The sequence below is a fragment of the Streptomyces sp. NPDC088254 genome (assembly GCF_044740925.1).
Lineage (GTDB): Bacteria > Actinomycetota > Actinomycetes > Streptomycetales > Streptomycetaceae > Streptomyces.
Genome location: NZ_JBIURQ010000017.1, coordinates 77,680 through 100,739, shown reverse-complemented (window position 1 = coordinate 100,739; position 23,060 = coordinate 77,680). Strand labels below are relative to the sequence as shown.

Below are 23,060 nucleotides of genomic sequence, written 5' to 3'. Positions count from 1 at the left end.
CCCAGCGCGTCCGTCCCGCTCGACCCGACCCCAACGAGGTTGCACGGAAATGAACTCCCGTCAGCGCCGCGGCGTGATCCTCCTGCTCCTGTCGGTCCTGTGCGCCCTCGGCGCCTTCGCCGGTGTCCTCTCCGTCATCGACGACGTGCGCTCCAAGGTCGGCCCGGAGGTCGCCGCGTACCGGCTCAGGGCGAACATCGCGCCCTACACGCCGCTCACCACGGCCCAGTTCGAGAAGATCGAGATGCCCGAGCGCTGGCTGTCCGACAACGCCGTCACCGACCTCGCCGCCATCCGAGGCAAGATCGCCGTGACGACCCTGAAGAAGGGCTCCCTGCTCCAGACCGACATGATCGTCGACCAGCCCGCCCTCCAGGCCGGCGAGCAGGAGGTCGCCATCATGATCGACGCGGCCACCGGCGTCGCCGGCAAGATCACCCCGGGCTCCTCCGTCAACGTCTACGCCACCTTCGAGGGCGCCAAGCAGAGCGATCCCGACCAGTCGAAGATCATCGTCACCAACGCCCGCGTCCTCGACGTCGGCGAGCTCACCGCGCTCAAGCCCGACGCCGACGACCGCACCCGTCGGCCCACCGACGCGGTCCCCATCACCTTCGCGCTGTCCACCCGCGACGCCCAGCGCATCACGTACGCCGAGTCGTTCGCCAAGCGCGTCCGGCTCGCCCTGGTGGCGCCCGGCACCCCCACCACGGTCCCCGACCAGGACCGGACGTACGAACTCGCCACGGACAAGTGAGAGGCCGCCGCCATGCCCACGAGGATCCTCCCGGCCGTCGGCGACGCGGACGCGGTCCGCTCCCTCACCACCCTGCTCAGCCAGCTCCCGGACGCCGAGCCCCTCACCCCCGTCACCGACTCCACCCAGCTCGTCGACGCCCTCGCCCGCCTCGCCGCGGAGTCCGTCGACGAACTCCCCGAGGTCGTCGTCGTCCACGAACGGATCGGGCCCGTCCCGGCGTTGGAGCTCGTGCGCGAGGTCGCCCTGCGCTTCCCCGCCGTCGGCGTCGTCCTCGTCACCACCGACGCGAGCCCCGGTCTCTTCCAGGCCGCCATGGACGCCGGGGCCCGCGGCCTGGTCACCCTGCCGCTGAGCTACGAGGAACTCGCCAGCCGCGTCCAGTCCGTCGCCCAGTGGTCGGTCGGCGTCCGACGCCATCTCGGTCACGGCGGCGACGTGTTCACCGGCGTCGGCGGCACCGTCGTCACCGTCAGCGGCGCCAAGGGCGGCGTCGGCGCGACCCTGCTCGCCGTCCAGCTCGCCCTGGCCGCCCAGGCCTCCGGCCGGCCCACGGCCCTCGTCGACATGGACCTCCAGACCGGCGACGTCGCCTCCTACCTGGACGTGCAGTTCCGCCGCTCCGTCGTCGACCTCGCCGCCATCGCCGACATCTCGCCCCGCATCCTCGCCGAGGCCGTCTTCCGCCACGACAGCGGCGTCGCCCTGCTCCTCGCCCCCGGCGAGGGCGAACGCGGCGAGGAGGTCACCGACCGCGCCGCCCGCCAGATCGTCGGCGCCCTGCGCTCCCGCTACGAGGTCGTCGTCGTCGACTGCGGCGCCCAGCTCGCCGGCGCCGGGGCCGCCGCCGTGGAGATGGCCGACCGGGCCCTGCTGGTCACCACCCCCGACGTGGTCGCGGTCCGCGGCGCGAAACGCGCTGTCCGCATGTGGGACCGGCTCCAGATCCGCAAGGCGGAGGAGACCACCGTCGTCGTCAACCGCCACGGCCGCGGTACGGAGATCCAGCCCGCGCTGATCCAGCGCATCACCGGCACCGCCGTCGCGGCCACCACGGTCCCGGCGAACTTCAAGGAACTCCAGGCGGCCGTCGACGCCGGCCGCGTCCACGACCTCGACGCCAAGGGCGCCGTACGGCAGGCGATGTGGGCGCTCGCCGGGGAACTGGGGCTGGTCCGGGCGCCCGGGGGCGAGCCGGCGCGCCGCGGGGGACGCGCCCGGGAGCGGGGCGCGGGCGGCCTGCGGCGGCGGAAGGAGTGAGGGGGATGAGGGGGACCGCGACGGCGATGAGAACGGGACGGCTCGCACGGGACCGGGGCCAGGTCACGATCGAGTTCCTCGGCATGACCCCGCTGATCATCGTGACCCTGGCGGTGGTCTGGCAGTTCGTACTGGTGGGATACACGTTCACGCTCGCGGGCCATGCCGCCGACGAGGCGGTGCGGGCGGGGACGGCGGCGCCGCGGGGGGAGCGGCCCGCGGCGTGCGAACAGGCGGGACGCAGGAACCTGCCGCCGGCGTGGAAGGGGAACGCGGAGGTGACGTGCGGCGGCGAGGGCTATGTGACGGCCCAGGTCACCCTGTACGTCCCCGTCCTCTTCCCGGGCCTGATCGACTTCCCGTTCCCGGTGCACGGCCACGCCGGCGCCGTAGAGGAAGAGGACGGCGACTGACATGCGGCACGCACCCGCACGCCGGGGCCGGGACCGGGGCCAGGTGGCCCTGGAGTACCTGGGTTTCCTCCCGCTCCTCCTCCTCGTCGCGCTGGCCGCCGTCCAGTTGGGCCTGATCGCGTACGCCGCGCAGCAGGCCGGCACCGCGGCCCGCGCGGGCGCCCGCAGCGCGTCCCTCGCCGGCGACGCGCAGGGGGACTGCGCACGGGCGGTGAGCGGCCGGCTCAACGCCCGCTGCGACGGCCCCGTGTTCCTGGGCGACGAGGTCCAGGTCACCTCCACCGTCGACATCCCGTCCGTCATCCCCGGCATCGCCGACTTCGGTCAGGCCCACAAGACGGCCACCATGCCGGTCGACCACCGAAGCCCATGAGGAGGAACCGAAGATGAGCCTGAGGGCCCGCATCACCTCCCCCGAGGAGAACGGCGGCCGGGGCGAGGACGGCCACCTGGTCTCCTCGTACCGGGCGAAACTCCTGGAGGAGATCGACCTCGCCGAGATGAGCTCGCTCGCGGCGGCCGAGCGCCGGGCACGCCTGGAGCGCGTCCTCGGGCACATCATCAGCCGCGAGGGCCCGGTGCTGTCCACCGTCGAACGCTCGCAGCTGATCCGCCGAGTCGTCGACGAGGCCCTCGGCCTCGGCATCCTGGAACCGCTCCTGGAGGACGCCTCCATCACCGAGATCATGGTCAACGGCCCCGACGCGATTTTTGTCGAGCGGGCCGGCCGGGTGGAGCAGCTCCCCCTCCGCTTCGCCTCCGACGACCAGCTGATGCAGACCATCGAACGCATCGTCTCCACGGTCAACCGGCGCGTGGACGAGACGAACCCCATGGTCGACGCCCGGCTGCCGTCCGGCGAACGCGTCAACGTCATCATCCCGCCGCTGTCGCTGACCGGCCCGACCCTCACCATCCGCCGCTTCCCGCGCTCCTTCACCCTCAACGAGCTGATCGGCTTCGGTTCCCTCGACGAGTCCATGGTCCATCTGCTGGCCGGCCTGGTGCAGGCCAGGTTCAACGTGATCGTGTCCGGCGCCACCGGCACCGGCAAGACCACCCTGCTGAACGCCCTGTCCGGGCTCATCCCCGACGGCGAACGCATCATCACCATCGAGGACTCGGCGGAACTCCAGCTCCAGCAGTCCCACGTGATCCGGCTGGAGTCCCGCCCGCCGAACGTCGAGGGCAAGGGCCGCATCACCATCCGCGACCTGGTCCGCAACTCCCTGCGGATGCGGCCCGACCGGATCGTGGTCGGCGAGGTCCGCGGCGGGGAGTCGCTCGACATGCTCCAGGCCATGTCCACCGGCCACGACGGCTCCCTCGCCACCGTCCACGCCAACAGCGCCGAGGACGCGCTGATGCGGCTGCAGACCCTGGCCTCCATGAGCGACGTCGAGATCCCCTTCGTCGCCCTGCACGACCAGATCAACAGCGCCGTCGACGTCGTCATCCAGCTCACCCGCTTCGCCGACGGAGCCCGCCGCATCACCGAGATCGCCCTGCTGGAGAGCCACGGCGGAGAGCCGTACCGGCTGGCGACGATCGCCCGCTTCAACGCCCGGCCGATGACCGCCGACGGCCGCGTCCACGGCGTCTTCGAGTACTTCCCCCTGCCGCGCCGCACCGCCGACCGCCTCCACATGGCGAGCCAGCCCGTCCCACAGGCCTTCGGCGTGGCTCGCACCCTCGACGAACTGACGACCAGGGAAGCTCGGTAGCCGCATGGACCTCGACACCCTCATCAGCCTCACCACCGGCGCCGCCCTGCTGACCTGCGCCCTGGCCGTCGCCGGCGTGCACGTCTACGCCAGAGGCCGCGCGCAGCGCGCGGCGCTCGTGGAACGGCTGTCGTACACCGGACAGGTCGCGGCCACCGGACGCCGGCGCCGCTTCCGCGCCCTGGACCGGCGGCTGCGCCGCACGGCGGCGGGCCGCAGACTGGAACGGAAACTGGCGGCGACCGGACTCGACGTCACACCCGGGGAGTTCGCCGTCTGCATGCTGGCGGCGGTGGCCGGACTGTGGCTGATCGGCCAGGCCACCCTGGCCCCCTTCTTCGGCCCGCTGGCCGGACTCCTGGGCCTCTGGGCGGCCTGGCAGTTCCTCAACTGGCAACGCCAGAAACGCATCGAGCGCTTCATCAACCAACTCCCCGAACTGGCCCGCATCCTGGCCAACGCGACCAACGCCGGACTCGCCCTGCGCACCGCGATCGGCATGGCGGCGGAAGAACTCGAAGCTCCCGCCGGGGAGGAACTCGCCAAAGTGGCGAACCAGTTGGCCGTCGGCCACTCCCTGGACGACGCACTCGGCGAACTCGCCGACCGCCTCCCCTCCCGCGAACTGGTCGTCCTCGTCACCACGTTGGTCCTCTCCAACCGCGCCGGCGGCCAGGTCGTCGCCGCCCTGCGCAACCTGACGGAGACCCTGGAGGAACGCAAGGAGACCCGACGTGAGGTACGCACGCAGCTGTCCCAGGTGAACATGACGTCCTACGCGGTGCCGGCGCTGGGCGTCGGGGCGCTGTTCCTCATGGACAGCGTCGAGGACGGCACCCTGGACCGCATGACCGGCTCCGCCGTCGGCCAGGCCTGCGTGATCGTCGCCTTCGCCCTCTACGCCGTCGGCTTCGTCCTCATCCGCCGCATGTCCCGCATCGACGTCTGAGGAGGGAAACCCCGGCATGGATCTCCTGCTCGCACTCCTCATGGGCGTCGCCGTCTGGGGCGTCTTCACCGGCATCCGCATGTACCGCGCAGAGGTGAAACTCCCCGGCGACCTCGCCCTGGCCCTGGAGGTCGGCTCCACCCGCACCGGCGCGGTGGGCTCGCTCGTCGACCGCCTGGGCATGCGGTACGCGCCCGCCGTCCTGCGGCTCATGGGCCCCCGGCAGGTCGCCCGCTACCGGCGGCGCATCGACCTCGCCGGCAACCCCGGCGGACTCACCGTCGACCGCTACGCGGCCCGCCGCGCGGTCTACGGCGCGATCGGCGCCCTCGGCGTCCTCGCCGCACTACTCCAGGGCAGCTTCCTCATCGCCCTGCTGATGTTCGCCTTCGCCGCGTTCTGGTCGGAGGTCGGCATCTGGTCCGCGATCCGCGTCCGCAAGGACGCCATCGAACGCACCCTGCCCGACTTCCTCGACGTGCTGGCCGTCGTCGTCAGCGCAGGCCTCGGCTTCCGCCAGGCCCTGGACCGCGTCGCGTCCCGCTACCAGGGCCCGTGGGCGGACGAGATCCGCATCACCCTGCGCCAGATGGACCTCGGCGTCAGCCGCCGCGCGGCCTTCCAGGAACTGCGCCGCCGCAACGACTCCGAACAGGTCGCCATGTTCGTCACCGCGCTCCAGCAGGGCGAGGAACTGGGCGCGCCGATCGTCGACACCCTCGTCTCCATCGCCAAGGACATGCGCCGCACGGACGCCCAGAACGCCCGCCGCAAGGCCGCCCGCGCCGTCCCCAAGGCCACCCTGATGATCACCACGTTCATGGTCCCGGCCACGATGCTCCTCCTCGGCGCGGGCATGCTGCTCGGCTCCGGCACCGACTTCACCTCGATCACGGGCGAGTAGGGGGGAGGGGGATGGCCGTGACGGCGGCGGCGCGACGGGAAGACAGAGGACTCAGAGCACTGTTCGGACGCCGAACAGCGCCCCGGGACCCCGTCACCGGTCCGCCGCTCACCCTCCAGATCAACGCCCTCCAGGCGATGTGCCGGCAGGTCTTCGGCTTCCGCCTCGCCATGATCGCCCTGGCCGCCCCGGCGGCGCTCCTCAACGCCACCCCCGGCCTGGGCGTCCGCCTGGTGGGCGCGGCCGTCGTCATCACCTTCATGGGCTCCTACGTCCTCTTCCGCGACTGGGAGCGCTTCGGCCCCCTCCTCCTGCGCCACCCCAGCCTCCTGGCCGTCGACACCCTCTTCGGCACCCTGCTGCTGGTCTCCGCCGGTCCCGACACCACGCTCGCCTACGTCAGCGTCTGCACCCCGCTGCTCGCCGGCATCGTCTACGGCTGGCGCGGCGCCGCCTGCTTCGCGTCCCTCCAGTCGCTGATCCTCCTGCTGGTCCACGCCACCCTGGAGCGGGAGTCGGGCACCGGCCTCGCCGAGAGACTCGTTCTGCCCGGCTTCTGCCTCATCACCGGGGCCGTGGGATCCACCCTGCGCGGCCTCATGCTGCGCTTCGGCACCGCCACCCAGGCCCTGACCGCCGTCCGGGCCCGGCTCGCCGTCACCGAGGCGGTCGCCGCCGAACGGGCCCGGCTCGCCCGCGAGATGCACGACTCCGTCGCCAAGACCCTGCACGGCGTCGCCCTCGCGGCGGACGGCCTGGCCCACTCCGCGACATCGCCGCACCCCGACCCCGAGAGGGTACGGCAACAGGCCGAACTCGTCGCCCGCGCCGCCCGCCGAGCCGCCGCCGAGTCCCGCGCACTCCTCACCGACCTGCGCCGCGAATCCGACCCCGCCCACGGTGTCGACGTCCTCGCCGAACTCGCCGCCCTCACACACGACTTCGCGGCCCGTACGGACCTGCCGGCCACGTACCACGCCACGGGCGACCACGTCTGCCTCCCCGTCCCGCCCGCCGTCGCCCGCCAGCTCCTGACGATCGCCTCGGAAGCCCTGGAGAACGCCCACCGCCACGCAGACCCCTCCCACATCCAGGTGCGGGCGGGTGTGGACGGTGACCTCCTCCGCGTCGGCGTCCTCGACGACGGCCGCGGCCTGCCGGCCGACACCGACCTGCAACGACTGCGGACCGAAGGGCACTTCGGGATCGTCGGCATGACCGAGCGAGCCGCCTCCGTCGGCGCCCGCCTCACCATCGGACCCCGCCCGGACGCCCACGGCACCGAAGTCCTCCTGGAACTACCGCTCGACGCCCTGACCGACCACCCGCTCACCTCATGAGAGGAGGCCGCCCGATGCCGAACCAGCCGCCGCCCGGCCGGGAACCCGCCCCCACGCCCGTGCGCGTGGTCGTGGTGGACGACAACCCGGTGGTCCGCGCGGGCCTGACCGCACTGCTCCACCACCGGGAGGACATCGACGTCGTCGCGGAGGCCGCGGACGGCCGCCAGGCCTACGAGGCCACCCTCCGTCACCGGCCCGACGTCGTCCTCCTCGACGTCCGCATGCCCGGCGTGGACGGCCTCGCCGTCCTGCCCCACCTGGCGCCGATCTCCCCGGTGCTGATGCTCACCTACAGCGACGAACACAGGATCGTCCAGGAGGCCCTGCTGCGGGGGGCCGGCGGCTACCTGGTCCACGGGGAGTTCACCGTGGACGAGCTGCTCTCCGCCGTACGGGACGCCTGCCGGGGCCGCGCCCACTTCACCCCGACGGCGGCCACCGCAGCCCTCGCCCACCTCCGCGCCGGTGCGACTGCACATGCTGACGTAGGCTCAATGCCCCAATTTCCGGGAACTTTTACGGAACCACTTTCGCAACTGCAATCGCCTGTGGGACAGTCACGGACAGGGTTCCGGCTCAGCGGGAGGGAGGCGGAGATCATGGAGCTGATCGCCTCGGGCATGAACAACCGGCAGATCGCCGCCGCCTGCTTCATCAGCGAGAAGACGGTCAAGAACCACATCAACCGCATCTTCGCCAAGCTGCACAGCAGCAGCCGCGCCGAAGCGGCGGCCAAGTGGCTGGGCACGGCGGTGACGACATGAAGACGCACCGCCGACCGGCGACTTGGGCCCGGCCGTGGGCCCTGGGACCCTCCCCCTCTTCCCGCCGCGCGCCTTACGTTCCTCGTGCCGGTAACGCCCCATACGGAGAGGAACGCCATGAGCGACCTGATGCTGAAGACCACCGTCGCGGCCAGGACCCGGGTGAGCGGCTGGGCCGACACGACGGTCCGGGCGCTGCGCCGGCGCAGCGACCGGGGGCAGACGGCGGTCGAGTACCTGGGCATCATCGCGGTGGTGGTGGCGATCGTGGTGCTGATCGCGAACACGAACCTCGGGGCCACCATCGTCAACAAGCTCCGGACGCAGATCGAAAAGGTGGCGCCCTGATCCGTTGCCGCGGATACGCAGACTCAGGGCAGGCCTTCCCCATCTACATCACGGTGGTGGCGGGCCTGCTCTTTGTCGCGTTCGCGTTCTTTGCGGTCGGTCAGGCGGCGGTGAAGCGCAACGAGGCGCAGACCGCCGCGGACGCCGCGGCGCTGGCGGCGGCCCAGGAGACCAGGGACGAGCTCGCCGACCTGTGGGCGCTGGCCGTTCTCGACCCGACGAAATGGCTGGCCATCTTTCACGGCGAGGGCGGAAGCGACCAGTGTGACCGGGCGGTCGAGCTGGCCGCGATGAACGACGCGACGGTCCGATGCTTCCGTGACGGCCCTCTGAGCTACAGAGTCGAGGCGGCCACGAACAAGCCCGTCGGCGAGTCGGTCGTTCCCGGTACGGCCGGCAAGCAGGCGCACGCTGACGCCGTCGCGGTGATCGAGCAGTTGTGCGATTTCGACCTTCCCGGCCAGACCCCGCCGGGCAACACACTGCCCACGCTCGAATGCGACGACGACATCGACTGGGTGCTGGACCCGGCGAATCTGACCGATCTGCCGGGGCCCGAGGACCTGTTCGACGTCCACCTGGCCCGCGGCTGACGAAGAAAGCGGAGTGATGAACATGCGATGCACGGCGAAGGCCCGACGGGGGATGGTCGCGCTGGCGGTCGTCGCGGGGCTCGCCCTGGGCTCGGCCGCGTGCGGGAGCGGAGGTGACGGCAGCGACAAGAAGCCCCAGGCCTCACAGTCCGCCTCCAAGCCCGAAGGATCGAAGCCCAACCCACAGGAGGCGCAATCAGAGGCGCCGATCGCCGAGGTGAAGGGCCCCAGCGGACTCCTTCTCCGCATCACCTCCGCGGTACGGGATTCCGGTGGCTTCATCACCCTCAACGGTTCCCTTAAGAACGACGGGGCGGAAGTAGCCGTGATTCCACAACAATTGAGCGGCAACGAAACCGAGATCATCAACAACGGGCTGTCCTTGGGCGGCGCGACCCTCGTCGACTCCAAGAGCAAGAAGCGCTACTACGTACTGCGCGACACCGAGGGCCGACCTCTGACGACCACCGGGTTCTCGGCCCTCAAGGCCGGCGAATCGATCGACGTCTTCCTCCAGTTCCCGGCCCCGCCCGCCGACACCACCGACGTCTCCTTCCAACTCCCGCTGTTCCCCAGCGCGGTAGTCAAGATCTCCGGGTGAGGCCGCCATGACCCCACGCCTCACCCTCGCGGTCGTCACGGCCACCTTGGTGATCGTCGGCACGGCCCCCACCGCGCACGCCGACACCTCGCCCAGCGTCCCCCCGGGCACCGAACCCACCGCCGCCGCCCCCGTGAAGGTCGACGCCAACGACCCGGATCTCAAGCTGCCCGAGGGCGGCACCCTGGCCGAGCCCAAGGTGCTGGACATCAAGGAGGTCGTCGAGGACGAGTCGGGTGACGAGCGGCGCGAGGACACCAACGCGGACGTGACGTTCGCCCTCCAGGCGGAGGTCCTGTTCGGCAAGGACAGCGCGCGACTCGGCGTGGCGGCGAAGGCACGGGTCGCGGCGATCGCCGCCGAGATCAAGAAGCAGAACACCACCCTGGTCCGCGTCTTCGGCTTCACCGACAACCTGGGCTCCTCCGCCCACGGCGACGTCCTGTCGAAACAGCGCGCCGACGCCGTACAGGCGGAACTCGCCGGCGACCTGAACAACCCGGGCATCACCTTCGAGGTGCGCGGCTACGGCGAGCAGTACCCCATCTCCGACAACTCCACCGAGGAGGGCCGCAAGAAGAACCGCCGAGTGGAGGTCACGTTCCCCCGCACGACGAACTGACGACCTCGACCCGCACCCCGGCCCCCATCCCCCACCCCGCCATCGCACCGGCCTCCGCCTCCAGAACATGCCGGGCTCGCGGGCGGGGCAGGCCCAGGCGGTTCGGGGGCATGGTGCGTACCGTGAGGACGCGCAGGTCGCGGTCCAGGTAGGCCACGTCGATGGGGATGCGCATGCGGAAGGTGTGGACGCTGTTGGCGGGGGACAGAAGCAGCGCCCCGTCCAGGGACGTCCGCCCCAACAGCCCCCGTGTGCGGGCGCGGTAGGAGGACGCGATCTCCAGCGGGACGGTGACCGCCCCCGCCTCCCCCTGCACGACCAGATGACCCCGTCCGTCACGCCAGCGCGCCATGGCGCCCCCCTCAGCGGATCCGTAAAGCACTTGTCGTCGCGGCGGACGGCGGATAGGAAAGGATCATGACCGCACTCGGCGCCCTCTTCCGACCCCAACTGCCGCCCGAACGGCTGCGCGAGATCGCCCGTCTCGCCGACGGTACCGGGCTGGACGAGCTCTGGCTGTGGGAGGACTGCTTCCGGGAGGCGGGGATCTCCTCGGCGGCGGCCGCGCTCGCCTGGACCGAGCGGGTCCGCATCGGCGTCGGACTGCTGCCCGCCCCACTGCGCAACGTCGCGCTCACCGCGATGGAGGCGGCCACCCTGCACCGGATGTTCCCGGGCCGCGTCGTCCTCGGCGTCGGCCACGGCGTCCAGGACTGGATGGGCCAGGTCGGCGTCCGTGCCGCGTCCCCGCTGACGCTGCTGCGTGAGTACACCCTCGCCCTGCGCGGTCTGCTGAACGGCGAGCGGCTCACGAGCGGGGGGCGTTACGTGACGCTGGACGACGTCGCCCTGGACTGGCCCCCGCAGAGCGGCGCCGAGGTGCTGGTGGGCGGCATCGGCCCGCACACCCTGCGGCTGTCCGGCGAGGTCGCCGACGGCACCGTCCTCAACGAGTCCTTCTCGCCGGACGGCGTGCGCGAGGCCCGCCGGATCATCGAGGAGGGCAGGTCGGCGGCCGGCCGGGACGACGGACACCACCGGATCGTCGTCTACCTCACCACCGCCACCGGCCCCGACGCCTCCGCCCGCCTGGACCGCGAACTGGCCGCGACCGGGCTCACAGGCACCCCCGGGCTGGGCGTCGCCGGTGACGCGGCCACGGTCGCGGAGACCGTCCAGCGGTTCGCCGACGCCGGTGCCGACACCGTCGTCCTCCTCCCGACGGCCGACGAGCCCGACCCCGAGGGTTTCGTCCGGTTCGCCGGGGACGCCGTACGACCGCTGGTGAAGTGACATGACGCACACTCACGATCAGAGGGGCGCCGCCGGGCGCACCTTCGAGGACCTCGTCGCCGAGGGCGCCGCCGTGCCCACCGAGGGGTGGGACTTCTCCTGGTTCGAGGGGCGGGCCACCGAGACGCGGCCCTCCTGGGGGTACGCCGTGTCGCTGGCGGGACGGCTGGCCCTCGCGAACGCTGCGCTCGACCTGGACACCGGCGGAGGGGAGGTCCTGGACTTCGCCCTCGGCCGCGCCGCCCCCAGGGCCCCGGTCCTCACCGTCGCCACCGAGGGCTGGCCGGCGAACGTGACCAAGGCCACCGCCCTGCTCCGGCCGCGCGGCGTCGCGGTCGTCGCCGTCCCCGAGGACGCGCCCCTGCCCTTCGCCGACGACGCCTTCGACCTGGTCTCCAGCCGGCATCCGGTACGGCCGCCGTGGGCGGAGATCACCCGGGTCCTCCAGCCGGGCGGCACCTACTTCGCACAGCACGTGGGCCCGCGCAGCGTCTTCGAACTCGTCGAACACTTCCTCGGCCCCCTGCCGGACGAGGTCAGCTCCGCCCGCCACCCCGACCGCGAGCGCGCCGACGCCGAGGCCGCCGGCCTGGAGATCGTCGACCTGCGGGCGGAGCGGCTGCGTGTCGAGTTCCACGACATCGCCGCCGTCGTCCACTTCCTGCGCAAGGTGGTCTGGATGGTGCCGGGCTTCACCGTGGCGGGCCACGAGTCCCGGCTGCGGGCGCTGCACGAACGGATCGAGTCCGAGGGCCCGTTCGTCGCCCACAGCACCCGTCACCTCGTCGAGGCGCGCAAGCCGTCCCGCTGACCGAGAGGGGAGGCGGCCCGCCCCATCCCGGACCTCGCTGACCGGACGTCAACAGCCAATTGTCGAAAGGAAGTTCACGATCGGAAAGTGGGTCCGTGTCCGGGGTTCCGGCCGGACCGGCCGGGGATCGCCGCCGAAACCACTTGCCCGCTCGCCGCGCATCCGCCGCCCATCGCCCGGCTGCCGCGCGCCACCCGCAGCCTCTGCGCGCCCCAAGCTCCCTGCCGCTGCAACGCCGGGAAGAGAGCCGCATTCAAGCCCCGCACCCGACAAGGAATCGGACATTCCAGGTCACTCTGCTGCAGAGTGACCCTCATCTCCACGCGGTTTCCACATCGTTATCGCGAACGGCTCGCATCTGCTCCCCGCCTCACGTAAGTTCAGTTTCAGGCAATTCGCGTGAGCAAAGCTGCGCGGGCGTCACCGCGCGGAGGAGGGGGCCGCGCGGTGCCGTCGGCGTCAAGGGGACGCACGTGCCCGGGGTAGTCCGTCGGAGGGACCCCGGGTGCGGCGACCCGCCGCGAGGTGAACCGGCCTCGACGCCTCCACTTCCGCCGTGTGCCACCTGATTCGCCTGCGAATCCGCCGTTTTCCGGCCATGAATCACCCGAATGCCTGCCTCCGGGCGACCGCCGCCCCGTCGCCGAGCGGTTCCGGAGAGTAATTATTGTGCGCCGATGCACGCGGCATCCCTCACGAAGGGTTATGGTGGAAACCCCCCCTCGGGCCGGTCCGTCTCCCCCCCCACGGACCGGCCCGTTTTTCTGCCCGCATCCGGGTGACTCGACCGAAGCAACCGCCCGAGCACCGCACCCCGCTGGCGCCCGACCGCTCCCGGAGAGGTAGGCTGCGCCTCGCGGGGACCGCCACCGCATGGAGGGGCTGACAATCACGTGAACCTGCGCGACAAGCTGCGCGGCCTGTTGGTGAGGCTGTACGCGCGCCGGGTGGAAGGTCACCTGGACCACGCTCAGGTGCCCAAGCACATCGGCGTCATCATGGACGGCAACCGCCGCTGGGCGAAGGCCGCCGGCTCCACCACCGTGCACGGCCACCGGGCGGGCGCCGAGAAGATCGAGGAGTTCCTCGGCTGGTGCTCCGAGACCGACGTCGAGGTGGTCACCCTCTGGCTGCTGTCCACGGACAACTTCGACCGCGCCAAGGAGGAACTCGTACCGCTCCTCGGCATCATCGAGGACGTCGTGCGCACCCTCGCCGCCGACGGCCGCTGGCGCGTCCACCACGTGGGCACCTTGGACCTCCTCCCGGCCGGCATGCAGCGCACCCTGAAGGAAGCCGAGGAGAGCACCGCCGACAAGGACGGGATACTGGTCAACGTCGCCATCGGCTACGGCGGCCGCCAGGAGATCGCCGACGCCGTGCGCTCGATGATCCTCGATGCCCACGACAAGGGCGTCCCGATGGAGGAGCTAGCCGACTCCGTCACCGTCGACATGATCGGCCGCCACCTCTACACCAAGGCGCAGCCCGACCCCGACCTGGTGATCCGCACCAGCGGCGAGCAGCGGCTGTCCGGGTTCATGCTGTGGCAGACGGCCCACTCGGAGTACTTCTTCTGCGAGGTCTTCTGGCCGGCCTTCCGTAAGGTCGACTTCCTGCGCGCCATGCGTGACTACGCCGCGCGCCACCGGCGCTACGGCGGCTGACAATCAGCCACGGCCAGGGGGCGCGTTTCAGCGCCGTCGAGCGGTCACACGCGGCCCACTGGGCCGTTCGAGTACCCCGTTCGGGGCGGAAGTAACGCGGAGTTCACCGGTGCGCCGTCATATGCCGTGGCATGGCGGCGTGTGTTCGAGGGAATAAGCCAAGCAGGTCGATGCCCGAACCACGGGTGTCGGATCCTCAGCGGACGGCACGGGGCCGTCCGCCCGGGAGGCCCTTTGCACCAGCCCGACCGTGCGGTCCGCACGGACGCAGCGGAGGGCCGGTTCTCGGCCCGTGCAGACGGCCGACTTCCGGCCCAGTTCCACTCCGTCGCTCCCCGACCTCATCCGAGGGGGTACGTCCTTCCGTGGTGACCAGCACAAAGCGCCACAAGCCCGACCGGCGCACCTACGTTCTCGACACCAGCGTCCTGCTGGCCGACCCGAACGCCCTGACCCGATTCGACGAGCACGAGGTCGTGCTCCCCATCGTCGTGGTCACGGAGCTGGAGGCCAAGCGGCACCATCCCGAGCTCGGCTACTTCGCCCGGCAGGCCCTGCGCCTGCTGGACGACTACCGGGTGCAGCATGGACGCCTCGACGCCCCCATCCCCATCGGGGACCTGGGCGGGACCATCCGTGTCGAGCTCAACCACTCGGACCCCAGCGTGCTGCCCACCGGCTACCGCCTGGGGGACAACGACTCACGCATCCTCGCGGTCGCCCGCAACCTGCAGGCCGAGGGGTTCGACGTCACCGTCGTGTCGAAGGACCTCCCCCTGAGGATCAAGGCGTCCTCGGTCGGCCTGCTGGCGGAGGAGTACCGCGCCGAACTCGCCATCACGGACGCCTCCGGCTGGACCGGGATGTCCGAACTGAGCCTGTCCGGCGAGCAGGTGGACATCCTCTTCGAGGAAGGCCGCGTGCACGTCCCGGAGGCCGCCGACCTGCCCGTGCACACCGGTCTGACCATCCAGTCCGAACGCGGCAAGGCACTGGGCCGGGTCACGCCCGACGGCAACGTCCGCCTCGTGCGCGGCGACCGGGAGGCGTTCGGCATCAAGGGCCGCAGCGCCGAACAGCGGATCGCCCTGGACCTGCTGCTCGACCCGGACGTCGGCATCCTGTCGATGGGCGGCCGGGCCGGCACCGGCAAGTCGGCGCTGGCGCTGTGCGCGGGTCTCGAGGCGGTGCTGGAGCGCCGTCAGCACCAGAAGGTGATGGTCTTCCGTCCGCTGTACGCGGTGGGCGGGCAGGACCTGGGCTACCTGCCGGGCACCGAGGCCGAGAAGATGGGCCCCTGGGCGCAGGCGGTGTTCGACACGCTGTCGGCCGTCGCCTCCCGCGAGGTCATCGAGGAGGTCACCGCCCGCGGCATGCTGGAGGTCCTGCCGCTGACCCACATCCGCGGCCGCTCGCTCCACGACGCGTTCGTGATCGTGGACGAGGCCCAGTCCCTGGAACGGAACGTGCTGTTGACGGTTCTGTCCCGGATCGGCGCCAACTCGCGGGTCGTTCTGACCCATGACGTGGCGCAGCGGGACAACCTGCGGGTCGGCCGCTACGACGGTGTCGTCGCCGTGGTGGAGAAACTGAAGGGGCATCCGCTCTTCGCGCACGTCACACTGAGCCGGTCCGAGAGGTCCCAGATCGCGGCACTCGTGACCGAAATGCTGGAGGACGTGCAGATCTGACCCGCTCGCCCCGTTTCGCGGGGCCCGTAGGGCAGTTGGCGCCGTCCGGCAAAGGCCGTGAGCTTAGCCGGGCGGCGCCTCCATGTGTGGCCGAACCCTGAAATTCCCGGGGCCAAACGGGGTGTGAGCTTTCACACGCAACTCGGAATTGCCTCGCGGCGTCCGGTTACGGCAAAGTCTCATTCCTGTCAGGCCCCGCATACGACACACGTGTACCCCCAGCGGTCCACAGCACCGAAGCACCACCTTCAACTCCATATCCGCGTCGTATGCCGCCCGAGCATCACACGGCTCTCCCGCAAGGGAGTCGACCACCGGGCCCGCGCCTCCGTGACCCCGCAGTTGGGAGGCCAGCGCCAGGGGCACGATTGCGTCCGCCAGGGTCACCGCGGCGGGCGCTGCTGGAAGGAAAACCGTGTGAGCCGGATCTCGGTCCGGGGATTCGCAGTGGCCTCGGCCACGGCGGTCACCGCTGTCGGAAGCGTCGTGGGCGTTGCCTCGGGCAGCACCGCGCAGGCCAACGACGCAGAGGCGACGGCGGGCGACGCCACGCTCCTCGCGGACGTGCCGGTCGGCCTCCAGGCCACCGTCCAGACGACGTCCCTGACGGAGCAGGCCAGCGTCCAGGCGATCGCCGCGGACGAGAGCGCCAAGAAGGGTGCCGAGGAAGCCGCTCGCAAGGCCGCCGCCAAGACCGCCGTCGCGAAGAAGGAAGCCGCCGAGAAGGCGGCCGCGGACGCCAAGAAGCGTGCTGAGCTCAAGGCCGCGGCCAGCCGCAGCGCCTCCGACTTCCCCGTCCTCAGCCACTACAGCATCGAGCAGATCCAGGCGATGGCACGGCAGATGGTCCCCAGCGGCCAGTTCCAGTGCTTCAGCAACATCGTGGACCACGAGTCCGACTGGAAGATCGACGCGGTCAACCCCTCCTCCGGCTCCTACGGCCTGTTCCAGGCCCTGCCGGCGTCCAAGTACTCGTCCGCGGGGGCCGACTGGCGGACCAACCCGGCCACGCAGATCAAGTGGGGCCTGAACTACATGAACGACCGCTACGGCAGCCCGTGCGAGGCCTGGTCGTTCTGGCAGGCGAACCACTGGTACTGAGCACCGGCGGCCCCGGCCGCGCGCACCACTTCCATCTGACGCCCAGAGTTAAGGAAAACGTGTGAGCCGGATACCGGCCAGAGGATTCGCCGTGGTGTCGGCCACCGCGGTCACCACTGTCGGCGCGGTCATGGGCGTGGCCCAGGCCAACACCGGACAGCCCGGCGACGAGGCCGAGACCAAGGCGAGCGGATCCGCTCTCCTCGCCGACTTACCTGTAGGCGCACAGGCGCAGGTGCAGACCGCCTCGCTGACCGAGCAGGCGGACGCCCAGGCCATCGCCGCGGACTCCACCGCCCGCAAATCGGCGGAGGAGGCGGCCCGCAAGCAGGCCGCCGAGGACGCGGTGGCCAAGCAGAAGGCCGCCGCGGACAAGGCGAAGGCCGACAAGGCCGCGCAGGAGGCCAAGGAGCGCGCGGAGCTCCAGGCCAAGTCGGCCCAGGCCACGACCGAGAGCGCCGTCACGGGCGGCAGCAGCGCGAGCTTCCCGCAGCAGTCGTCGTACTCGGTCTCCGAAGTGCAGGCCATCGCCCGGCAGATCGTGCCCAGCGGCCAGTTCCAGTGCTTCAGCAACATCGTGGACCACGAGTCCACCTGGAACTACCGGGCCGTCAACCCCTCTTCGGGCGCCTACGGCCTCGTCCAGGCCTACCCCGGCTCCAAGATGTCGTCCGTGGGCGCCGACTGGCGGACCAATCCGGCCACGCAGATCAAGTGGGGCCTGAACTACATGAACGACCGCTACGGCAGTCCCTGTGACGCCTGGGCGTTCTGGCAGGCCAACGGCTCCTACTGAGCCCGTCCCGCGCCCGGCCGCGATTCCTTCGACAGCCCCTCCCCGTCCCCGGGTGAGGGGCTGTCGCCCTGTACGGTCGAAGCCGACGACTCCAGGGCGACATCAGGTCACCCGGAGGGGGGAACCGGTGAGGGAGAGACGGGGGAAGAGGACGGACATGTCGCGACTGCCGGGGTGGCTTGGCCGACTGGGCACGGGTCTGAGCGAGATGGGCGAGCGGCTCGACCAGCGCCGCGCCGAGGCCGAGCGGAAGGACGACGGCATCGAGCCGCCGCTGCCGGACATCGTCCGGACGCTCCCCGAGGAACTGCCGCCGCACGTCCAACGCCCCGACCCCGCGCACGTCGTGCCGTGGGGGGTGCGGGTCGCGGCCGAGGCCGGCTGGCGGCTGCTGGTGCTGGCGGGCACCGTCTGGGTGCTGATGAAGGTGATCAGCGCGGTCCAACTCGTCGTGCTGGCCTTCGTGGTGGCGCTGCTGCTGACGGCGCTGCTGCAGCCGACGGTCGCCCGGCTGCGGCGGAAGGGCGTCCCCCAGGGGCTCGCCACCGCGCTGACCGCCATCCTCGGGTTCGTCATCATCGGCCTGATGGGCTGGTTCGTGACCTGGCAGGTCATGGAGAACATCGACAACCTCTCCGACCAGGTCCAGGACGGCATCGACGACCTGCGCCGCTGGCTGCTCAACAGCCCCTTCCACGTCACCGACAAGCAGATCAACGGCATCGCCCAGAATCTGCGGGACGCCATCGGCGCGAACACCGAGCAGATCACCTCGGCGGGCCTGGAGGGCGTCACCGTCGTCGTCGAGGCGCTCACCGGCATCCTGCTGGCGTTCTTCTCGACGCTGTTCCTGCTCTACGACGGCAAGCGCATCTGGGAGTGGACGCTGAAGCTGGTGCCCGCGGCGGCGCGGCCCGGCGTGGCCGGCGCGGGCCCGCGCGCGTGGGCGACGCTGACGGCGTACGTGCGCGGCACGGTGGTCGTCGCGCTGATCGACGCCATCTTCATCGGCCTCGGCATCTACTTCCTCGACGTGCCCATGGCGGTCCCGCTCGCCGTCTTCATCTTCCTGTTCTCCTTCATCCCGCTCGTCGGCGCGGTCGCCTCCGGCGCGCTGGCGGTGGTGGTGGCGCTGGTGACGCAGGGTGTGTTCACCGCGGTGATGACGCTGGCGGTGGTGCTGGCGGTGCAGCAGATCGAGGGCCACATCCTCCAGCCGTTCATCCTCGGGCGGGCGGTGCGGGTGCATCCGCTGGCGGTGGTCCTCGCGGTGGCCTCCGGCGGGATGGTCGCGGGGATCGGCGGGGCGGTGGTGGCGGTGCCGCTGGTGGCGGTTTCGAACACGGTGGTGTCCTATCTGCACGCCTACTCGCGGGAGGCGGCGGTGCGGACGGCTCCGCGGCCGCGGGGGGCGACGGCGCTGGACGCGGCGCCGGTGAGCCCGCCCTCCTCGGAGGACCCGTCGTCGTAACGGCGACCCGGTCCCTCCCCCGCCGCTTTCCCCCGAGCGAGTCGATCGGTGGGTGGGCACAGGCCGGGGGTCTGGGGGCGGAGCCCCCAGGTACGACGACGAGCCCCGCCCACCATCAGGTGAACGGGGCCCGAGGCGCGTGGCGCGGTCACTCGGAGAGAACCGACTCCGCGTCCAGCGTCACGCCGACCGCCTGGATCACCGAGGCGATCTTGAACGCCTCCTGGATGACCTCACGCTCGACGCCGGCCTTGCGCAGCACCTGCTCGTGCGAGTCCAGGCACATCCCGCAGCCGTTGATCGCGGACACGGCGAACGACCACAGCTCGAAGTCGACCTTGTCGACCCCGGGGTTGCCGATGACGTTCATCCGCAGACCGGCCCGCAGGTTGCCGTACTCGTGGTCGGACAGCAGGTGCCGGGTGCGGTAGAAGACGTTGTTCATCGCCATCACCGCGGCGGCGGACTTGGCGGCCGTGTACGCCTCCGGCGACAGGTTCGCCTTGGCCTCCGGCTCCAGCTCGCGCAGGACGATGGGGGAGCGGGAGGCGATCGCCGTCGCCAGCACCGTGCCCCACAGCTGCTGCGCGGGAAGGTCGGAGTTGCCGATGACCGAGCCCAGGTTGAGCTTGAGGTCCTTGGCGTAGTCCGGGACGCGCGACTTCAGGGTGTCGAGGGACATGTCAGATCACTCCCCGGCCAGCAGCGCGACCGGGTCGAGGGTGTCCTCGCCCTTGGACCAGTTGCAGGGGCACAGCTCGTCGGTCTGCAGGGCGTCCAGGACCCGCAGGACCTCCTTGGGGTTACGGCCGACGGAGCCCGCGGTGACCATCGTGAACTGGATCTCGCGGTTGGGGTCCACGACGAACACGGCGCGCTGCGCGAAGCCGTCCTCGCCCTCGATGCCCAGGTCCCGCATCAGCTCGTGCTTGGAGTCGGCCATCATCGGGAACGGCAGGTCCGTCAGGTCCGGGTGGTCCTTGCGCCAGGCGTGGTGGACGAACTCGGAGTCACCGGAGAAGCCGAGGATCTGCGCGTCGCGGTCGGCGAACTCGTCGTTCAGCTTGCCGAACGCGGCGATCTCGGTCGGGCAGACGAAGGTGAAGTCCTTGGGCCATGCGAAGACCACCAGCCACTTGCCCTCGTAGGACTTGTGGTGGATCTGCTCGAACTCCTTGCCCTTCTCCAGCGAGACACAGGCCGTCAGTTCGAACTCGGGGAACTTGTCACCAACAGTGAGCACACGCTCTCCTTGCAGCGAAGAAGCGTCCGGATCGCGGACGCTTCTCATGGGTTGGACGAGTGCGACTCTGGCACAGGGTGCATTGATTAGAGAAATCGCTACACTCGGTCGGGTTGATCGGAGGTGGCTATCAGTGACCGTGGGTGACCTGAACCCCAAGAGCACCGGCGTCAGCGTGGGCGTCGGAGCCAAGCGGCGGCTCCCCAGTCTCGCCCAGCTGCGCGCCTTCGCGGCCGTCGCCGACCATCTGCACTTCCGGGACGCGGCAGCCGCCATCGGCATGAGCCAGCCCGCCCTGTCCGGCGCCGTCTCCGCGCTGGAGGAGGCGCTCGGTGTGACCCTCCTGGAGCGTACGACGCGCAAGGTGCTGCTCTCCCCGGCCGGCGAGCGGCTCGCCGTACGGGCCAGGGCGGTGCTGGCGGAGGTCGGCGCGCTGATGGAGGAGGCCGAGGCGGTGCGGGCGCCCTTCACCGGGGCGTTGCGCCTCGGCGTCATCCCCACCGTGGCGCCGTACCTCCTGCCCACCGTCCTGCGCCTGGTCCACGACCGCTATCCGCGCCTCGACCTCCAGGTCCACGAGGAGCAGACCGCCAGCCTCGTCGACGGCCTGCACACCGGCCGGCTCGACCTGCTGCTCCTCGCCGTGCCCCTGGGGGTTCCCGGCACGGTCGAACTACCCCTGTTCGACGAGGACTTCGTGCTCGTCACGCCCCTGGGGCATCCGCTCGGCGGCCAGGACGGCATCGCCCGCGAGGCGCTCAAGGAGCTGAACCTGCTGCTCCTGGACGAGGGGCACTGCCTGCGCGACCAGGCCCTGGAAGTCTGCCGTGAGGCCGGCCAGGAGGGAGCGCCGGTCACCACCACCGCCGCCGGGCTCTCCACGCTCGTCCAGCTCGTCGCCGGCGGCCTGGGCTGCACCCTGCTGCCGCGCACCGCCGTCACCGTCGAGACCAGCCGCAGCACCCAGTTGCGCACCGGCCGCTTCGCCGACCCCGCCCCCACCCGGCGCGTCGCCCTCGCCATGCGCGCGGGCGCCGCGCGCCGGGCCGAGTACACGGAGCTGGCCGACGCCCTGCGCGAGGCGTTGCGGCCGCTGCCCGTACGGGTTCTCGGGGCCGGCGGCTGACCGCTCACACCCGGTCAACCGAGCGCCCGATCCGGTGAATTGAGCGCCCTGCGAGAACCCGAACGGGCAACTTCTCTCACCCTGGGGGCAGCTGGGGAATCCGCCACTGGAACATCCGCCCGCCCTGATACACCTTCCCTCCTCAGTGCTACGCGTCAGGCGTATGTGCGACAGGCCAAGGGGAGTGATGTCGGGCTACGAGCTGCTGGCACGCGAACTGGCCGCGTGCGGGCGTGACGGCTTCACTGGCGAGGTGCGGGTGTCCGGCTCACCCGGCGGCACGGTCCACCTGCGCGGCGGACTGGTCGTCGCCGTCGAGTCGCCGGGCGCTCCGGGACCGGACGCCCTGCTGCTGCGCTCCGGCCGGATCGGCGGCGAGGAATGGGCCGACCTGGTCCGCGAGTCCGGCGGATCGCGCTGGCCGGCCGCCCAGCTCATCGCCCAGGGCCGCGCCGGCGCCGCCCAGCTCCGCGTCGTCTGCGTGATGGCCCTCCAGGACGCCGTGTTCGCGCTCGTCGCGGGCATCGTCGACGACTGCGAGCGCGGCCCCGGCGACGGCAGCCCGCCCGCCGCCATCGCCGTCGGCGAACCGCCCACCCGGCTCCTCCAGGACGCGGCACGCAAGGTCAACGCGCTGCTCGCGCTCCCGTGTCCGGTGCGCCCCGAGCGGGAACGCCCCGTGCCCGCCCTGCCGTCGTACGACGCCACCCGGCTCGGCCCGCTGCAACGGGAGCTGCTCCTGCACGCCGACGGCCGCCGCACCTCCCGTGACCTGGCATTCCTCACCGGGCGCGGGGTGTACACCGTCACCGTGGAGGTGGCCCGGATGCTCGGGGAGGGACTCCTGGAGTGCCCTCGCACACCCGCGCCGATCCCGGTCCGGCTCCCGCCCGGCGGACAGCCCGTCCGCCCCCGAGAACCCGCACCGCCCCCGCCCGTACCCGCGCCCGCTCAGGCCCGTCCTCCCGAACCGGCCGCGCTGCCCCGCCGGCGTCCCGGCGCCAGCGGCATCACCGAGGCGATCGGCGACGAACGCGGCGGGACGGGCTGGAAGGAGTTCTTCCGGCTGCGCAACCCGACGACGAAATAGGCCCCCCGTAGGTACGCGACAGACGACAGACGGTCATATGCGAACAGAGACAAGGGAGTTCCACCCATGGACCACCAAGCCCTCGCGCGGGAGATGCGCGGCCTGCGCGAGCAGGTGAGCGGCATCACCGACACCGCGGTCGCGGCGGCAGACGGCCTGCTCATCGCCGCCGACACCGCGGACTCCATCGACCCCGACGGCCTCGCCGCCCTCGCCGCGGCCGGCCTCGGCCTCGCCCGCCGCACCGCCGAGGCCACCTCCCGCGGCTCCCTCGACCGCACGGTGGCCTACGGCAGCCACGGCTGCGCCGCGTTCTACGCGGTCGGCGAGACCGCGCTCATGGTCGTCCTCGGCGACGAGGGCATGGACGTGGAGCGCCTGCACCGGGCGACCCAGCCGGCCCTGCGCCGCATCGACCTGATCCTCACCGACCGGGCCCCGGAGCCCACCCCGTTCGCGCAGCCCCACAAGGCAGCCGAAGGAGTCTGAAAGG

26 protein-coding genes are annotated in these 23,060 nt (G+C 71.4%); 23 read left to right on the top strand and 3 right to left on the bottom strand.

Features of this window, described 5'->3' with window-relative positions:
• Positions 1 to 49: 49 nt before the first annotated feature.
• The 13 genes from cpaB (at position 50) to ACIOC0_RS38235 (ending at position 10,278) form a co-directional block, all read left to right on the top strand.
• Positions 50 to 757: a Flp pilus assembly protein CpaB gene (gene cpaB / locus ACIOC0_RS38295; RefSeq protein ID WP_130441507.1), complete on the top strand. Its 708-nt coding sequence runs from the start codon at positions 50 to 52 to the stop codon at positions 755 to 757.
• 12 nt (positions 758 to 769) lie between these two features.
• Positions 770 to 2,017 carry a CpaE family protein gene (locus tag ACIOC0_RS38290; RefSeq protein WP_402161390.1) on the top strand — a complete coding sequence of 416 codons (1,248 nt, stop codon included), beginning with the start codon at positions 770 to 772 and terminating at the stop codon, positions 2,015 to 2,017.
• Positions 2,018 to 2,022: 5 nt separating this feature from the next.
• Positions 2,023 to 2,430, top strand: a complete 408-nt coding sequence (locus ACIOC0_RS38285; RefSeq protein ID WP_402161387.1) for a TadE/TadG family type IV pilus assembly protein — start codon at positions 2,023 to 2,025, stop codon at positions 2,428 to 2,430.
• A 1-nt stretch (position 2,431) separates the two neighbouring features.
• Positions 2,432 to 2,803, top strand: coding sequence for a TadE/TadG family type IV pilus assembly protein (locus ACIOC0_RS38280; protein WP_402161384.1), 372 nt, complete (start codon positions 2,432 to 2,434; stop codon positions 2,801 to 2,803).
• A gap of 13 nt (positions 2,804 to 2,816) precedes the next feature.
• Positions 2,817 to 4,154: a CpaF family protein gene (locus ACIOC0_RS38275; RefSeq protein WP_351097807.1), complete on the top strand. Its 1,338-nt coding sequence runs from the start codon at positions 2,817 to 2,819 to the stop codon at positions 4,152 to 4,154.
• A gap of 4 nt (positions 4,155 to 4,158) precedes the next feature.
• Positions 4,159 to 5,103 (top strand): type II secretion system F family protein, encoded by a 945-nt coding sequence (locus ACIOC0_RS38270; protein WP_402161381.1) that lies wholly within the window; start codon positions 4,159 to 4,161, stop codon positions 5,101 to 5,103.
• A gap of 16 nt (positions 5,104 to 5,119) precedes the next feature.
• Positions 5,120 to 6,007, top strand: coding sequence for a DUF5936 domain-containing protein (locus tag ACIOC0_RS38265; RefSeq protein WP_402161378.1), 888 nt, complete (start codon positions 5,120 to 5,122; stop codon positions 6,005 to 6,007).
• An 11-nt stretch (positions 6,008 to 6,018) separates the two neighbouring features.
• The gene (locus tag ACIOC0_RS38260) at positions 6,019 to 7,347 is read left to right on the top strand and encodes a sensor histidine kinase (protein ID WP_402161375.1); all 1,329 of its coding nucleotides are present in this window, start codon (positions 6,019 to 6,021) and stop codon (positions 7,345 to 7,347) included.
• Entirely contained in the window at positions 7,344 to 8,114 is a 771-nt protein-coding gene (locus tag ACIOC0_RS38255; protein WP_402161373.1) for a response regulator, read from the top strand. Before ACIOC0_RS38260 ends, ACIOC0_RS38255 begins: the two co-directional genes overlap by 4 nt.
• A gap of 117 nt (positions 8,115 to 8,231) precedes the next feature.
• Positions 8,232 to 8,462, top strand: coding sequence for a Flp family type IVb pilin (locus ACIOC0_RS38250; protein ID WP_402161371.1), 231 nt, complete (start codon positions 8,232 to 8,234; stop codon positions 8,460 to 8,462).
• A 56-nt stretch (positions 8,463 to 8,518) separates the two neighbouring features.
• Positions 8,519 to 9,055, top strand: coding sequence for a pilus assembly protein TadG-related protein (locus ACIOC0_RS38245; RefSeq protein ID WP_402161369.1), 537 nt, complete (start codon positions 8,519 to 8,521; stop codon positions 9,053 to 9,055).
• 16 nt (positions 9,056 to 9,071) lie between these two features.
• Positions 9,072 to 9,656, top strand: a complete 585-nt coding sequence (locus ACIOC0_RS38240) for a hypothetical protein (protein WP_402161367.1) — start codon at positions 9,072 to 9,074, stop codon at positions 9,654 to 9,656.
• Positions 9,657 to 9,663: 7 nt separating this feature from the next.
• The gene (locus ACIOC0_RS38235; RefSeq protein ID WP_402161364.1) at positions 9,664 to 10,278 is read left to right on the top strand and encodes an OmpA family protein; all 615 of its coding nucleotides are present in this window, start codon (positions 9,664 to 9,666) and stop codon (positions 10,276 to 10,278) included.
• On the opposite strand, the gene ACIOC0_RS38230 is transcribed toward ACIOC0_RS38235, so the two are convergent.
• Complete coding sequence (locus ACIOC0_RS38230) at positions 10,253 to 10,630, bottom strand: DUF192 domain-containing protein (RefSeq protein ID WP_402161362.1); 378 nt, start codon at positions 10,628 to 10,630, stop codon at positions 10,253 to 10,255. The two genes, ACIOC0_RS38235 and ACIOC0_RS38230, sit on opposite strands and share 26 nt — an antisense overlap.
• Positions 10,631 to 10,695: 65 nt before the next feature.
• On the opposite strand from ACIOC0_RS38230, the gene ACIOC0_RS38225 reads away from it, so the two are divergent.
• From ACIOC0_RS38225 to ACIOC0_RS38195, 7 genes are all read left to right on the top strand, one after another.
• A complete protein-coding gene (locus tag ACIOC0_RS38225) occupies positions 10,696 to 11,571 on the top strand; it encodes an LLM class flavin-dependent oxidoreductase (protein WP_402161359.1) in 876 nt (291 codons plus the stop codon).
• A gap of 1 nt (position 11,572) precedes the next feature.
• Positions 11,573 to 12,382, top strand: a complete 810-nt coding sequence (locus tag ACIOC0_RS38220; RefSeq protein ID WP_402161356.1) for a methyltransferase domain-containing protein — start codon at positions 11,573 to 11,575, stop codon at positions 12,380 to 12,382.
• Positions 12,383 to 13,275: 893 nt separating this feature from the next.
• Positions 13,276 to 14,049: an isoprenyl transferase gene (locus ACIOC0_RS38215; RefSeq protein WP_130441532.1), complete on the top strand. Its 774-nt coding sequence runs from the start codon at positions 13,276 to 13,278 to the stop codon at positions 14,047 to 14,049.
• 365 nt (positions 14,050 to 14,414) lie between these two features.
• Positions 14,415 to 15,740, top strand: a complete 1,326-nt coding sequence (locus ACIOC0_RS38210; RefSeq protein ID WP_402161353.1) for a PhoH family protein — start codon at positions 14,415 to 14,417, stop codon at positions 15,738 to 15,740.
• A gap of 417 nt (positions 15,741 to 16,157) precedes the next feature.
• Complete coding sequence (locus tag ACIOC0_RS38205) at positions 16,158 to 16,841, top strand: transglycosylase SLT domain-containing protein (RefSeq protein ID WP_402161351.1); 684 nt, start codon at positions 16,158 to 16,160, stop codon at positions 16,839 to 16,841.
• Positions 16,842 to 16,902: 61 nt separating this feature from the next.
• Positions 16,903 to 17,637, top strand: coding sequence for a transglycosylase SLT domain-containing protein (locus ACIOC0_RS38200; RefSeq protein WP_130441540.1), 735 nt, complete (start codon positions 16,903 to 16,905; stop codon positions 17,635 to 17,637).
• Positions 17,638 to 17,794: 157 nt separating this feature from the next.
• Positions 17,795 to 19,108, top strand: a complete 1,314-nt coding sequence (locus tag ACIOC0_RS38195) for an AI-2E family transporter (RefSeq protein ID WP_402161348.1) — start codon at positions 17,795 to 17,797, stop codon at positions 19,106 to 19,108.
• Positions 19,109 to 19,256: 148 nt separating this feature from the next.
• Here ACIOC0_RS38195 and ACIOC0_RS38190 read toward each other — a convergent pair whose 3' ends face one another.
• Together ACIOC0_RS38190 and ACIOC0_RS38185 are read right to left on the bottom strand one after the other, a co-directional pair.
• Positions 19,257 to 19,790, bottom strand: a complete 534-nt coding sequence (locus tag ACIOC0_RS38190) for an alkyl hydroperoxide reductase (RefSeq protein ID WP_402161346.1) — start codon at positions 19,788 to 19,790, stop codon at positions 19,257 to 19,259.
• 6 nt (positions 19,791 to 19,796) lie between these two features.
• Positions 19,797 to 20,351, bottom strand: coding sequence for a peroxiredoxin (locus ACIOC0_RS38185; protein WP_023547062.1), 555 nt, complete (start codon positions 20,349 to 20,351; stop codon positions 19,797 to 19,799).
• Between the two features lie 133 nt (positions 20,352 to 20,484).
• On the opposite strand from ACIOC0_RS38185, the gene ACIOC0_RS38180 reads away from it, so the two are divergent.
• The 3 genes from ACIOC0_RS38180 to ACIOC0_RS38170 all read left to right on the top strand — a co-directional run bounded on the left by ACIOC0_RS38180 (position 20,485) and on the right by ACIOC0_RS38170 (position 23,056).
• Positions 20,485 to 21,477 (top strand): LysR substrate-binding domain-containing protein, encoded by a 993-nt coding sequence (locus tag ACIOC0_RS38180; RefSeq protein WP_402161344.1) that lies wholly within the window; start codon positions 20,485 to 20,487, stop codon positions 21,475 to 21,477.
• Positions 21,478 to 21,664: 187 nt separating this feature from the next.
• The gene (locus ACIOC0_RS38175) at positions 21,665 to 22,567 is read left to right on the top strand and encodes a MarR family transcriptional regulator (protein WP_402161342.1); all 903 of its coding nucleotides are present in this window, start codon (positions 21,665 to 21,667) and stop codon (positions 22,565 to 22,567) included.
• Positions 22,568 to 22,633: 66 nt separating this feature from the next.
• Complete coding sequence (locus ACIOC0_RS38170; RefSeq protein WP_402161339.1) at positions 22,634 to 23,056, top strand: roadblock/LC7 domain-containing protein; 423 nt, start codon at positions 22,634 to 22,636, stop codon at positions 23,054 to 23,056.
• Positions 23,057 to 23,060 lie beyond the last annotated feature (4 nt).

Excerpts from the sequence above, each read along its gene's own strand:
- ACIOC0_RS38175 (WP_402161342.1), top strand. The coding sequence starts at position 21,665 with ATGTCGGGCTACGAGCTGCTGGCACGCGAACTGGCCGCGTGCGGGCGT.
- ACIOC0_RS38270 (WP_402161381.1), top strand. The coding sequence starts at position 4,159 with ATGGACCTCGACACCCTCATCAGCCTCACCACCGGCGCCGCCCTGCTG.
- cpaB (WP_130441507.1), top strand. The coding sequence starts at position 50 with ATGAACTCCCGTCAGCGCCGCGGCGTGATCCTCCTGCTCCTGTCGGTC.
- ACIOC0_RS38230 (WP_402161362.1), bottom strand. The coding sequence starts at position 10,630 with ATGGCGCGCTGGCGTGACGGACGGGGTCATCTGGTCGTGCAGGGGGAG.
- ACIOC0_RS38275 (WP_351097807.1), top strand. The coding sequence starts at position 2,817 with ATGAGCCTGAGGGCCCGCATCACCTCCCCCGAGGAGAACGGCGGCCGG.
- ACIOC0_RS38250 (WP_402161371.1), top strand. The coding sequence starts at position 8,232 with ATGAGCGACCTGATGCTGAAGACCACCGTCGCGGCCAGGACCCGGGTG.
- ACIOC0_RS38285 (WP_402161387.1), top strand. The coding sequence starts at position 2,023 with ATGAGGGGGACCGCGACGGCGATGAGAACGGGACGGCTCGCACGGGAC.
- ACIOC0_RS38290 (WP_402161390.1), top strand. The coding sequence starts at position 770 with ATGCCCACGAGGATCCTCCCGGCCGTCGGCGACGCGGACGCGGTCCGC.
- ACIOC0_RS38235 (WP_402161364.1), top strand. The coding sequence starts at position 9,664 with ATGACCCCACGCCTCACCCTCGCGGTCGTCACGGCCACCTTGGTGATC.
- ACIOC0_RS38220 (WP_402161356.1), top strand. The coding sequence starts at position 11,573 with ATGACGCACACTCACGATCAGAGGGGCGCCGCCGGGCGCACCTTCGAG.
- ACIOC0_RS38280 (WP_402161384.1), top strand. The coding sequence starts at position 2,432 with ATGCGGCACGCACCCGCACGCCGGGGCCGGGACCGGGGCCAGGTGGCC.
- ACIOC0_RS38170 (WP_402161339.1), top strand. The coding sequence starts at position 22,634 with ATGGACCACCAAGCCCTCGCGCGGGAGATGCGCGGCCTGCGCGAGCAG.
- ACIOC0_RS38190 (WP_402161346.1), bottom strand. The coding sequence starts at position 19,790 with ATGTCCCTCGACACCCTGAAGTCGCGCGTCCCGGACTACGCCAAGGAC.
- ACIOC0_RS38240 (WP_402161367.1), top strand. The coding sequence starts at position 9,072 with ATGAACATGCGATGCACGGCGAAGGCCCGACGGGGGATGGTCGCGCTG.
- ACIOC0_RS38195 (WP_402161348.1), top strand. The coding sequence starts at position 17,795 with ATGTCGCGACTGCCGGGGTGGCTTGGCCGACTGGGCACGGGTCTGAGC.
- ACIOC0_RS38260 (WP_402161375.1), top strand. The coding sequence starts at position 6,019 with ATGGCCGTGACGGCGGCGGCGCGACGGGAAGACAGAGGACTCAGAGCA.
- ACIOC0_RS38265 (WP_402161378.1), top strand. The coding sequence starts at position 5,120 with ATGGATCTCCTGCTCGCACTCCTCATGGGCGTCGCCGTCTGGGGCGTC.
- ACIOC0_RS38255 (WP_402161373.1), top strand. The coding sequence starts at position 7,344 with ATGAGAGGAGGCCGCCCGATGCCGAACCAGCCGCCGCCCGGCCGGGAA.
- ACIOC0_RS38225 (WP_402161359.1), top strand. The coding sequence starts at position 10,696 with ATGACCGCACTCGGCGCCCTCTTCCGACCCCAACTGCCGCCCGAACGG.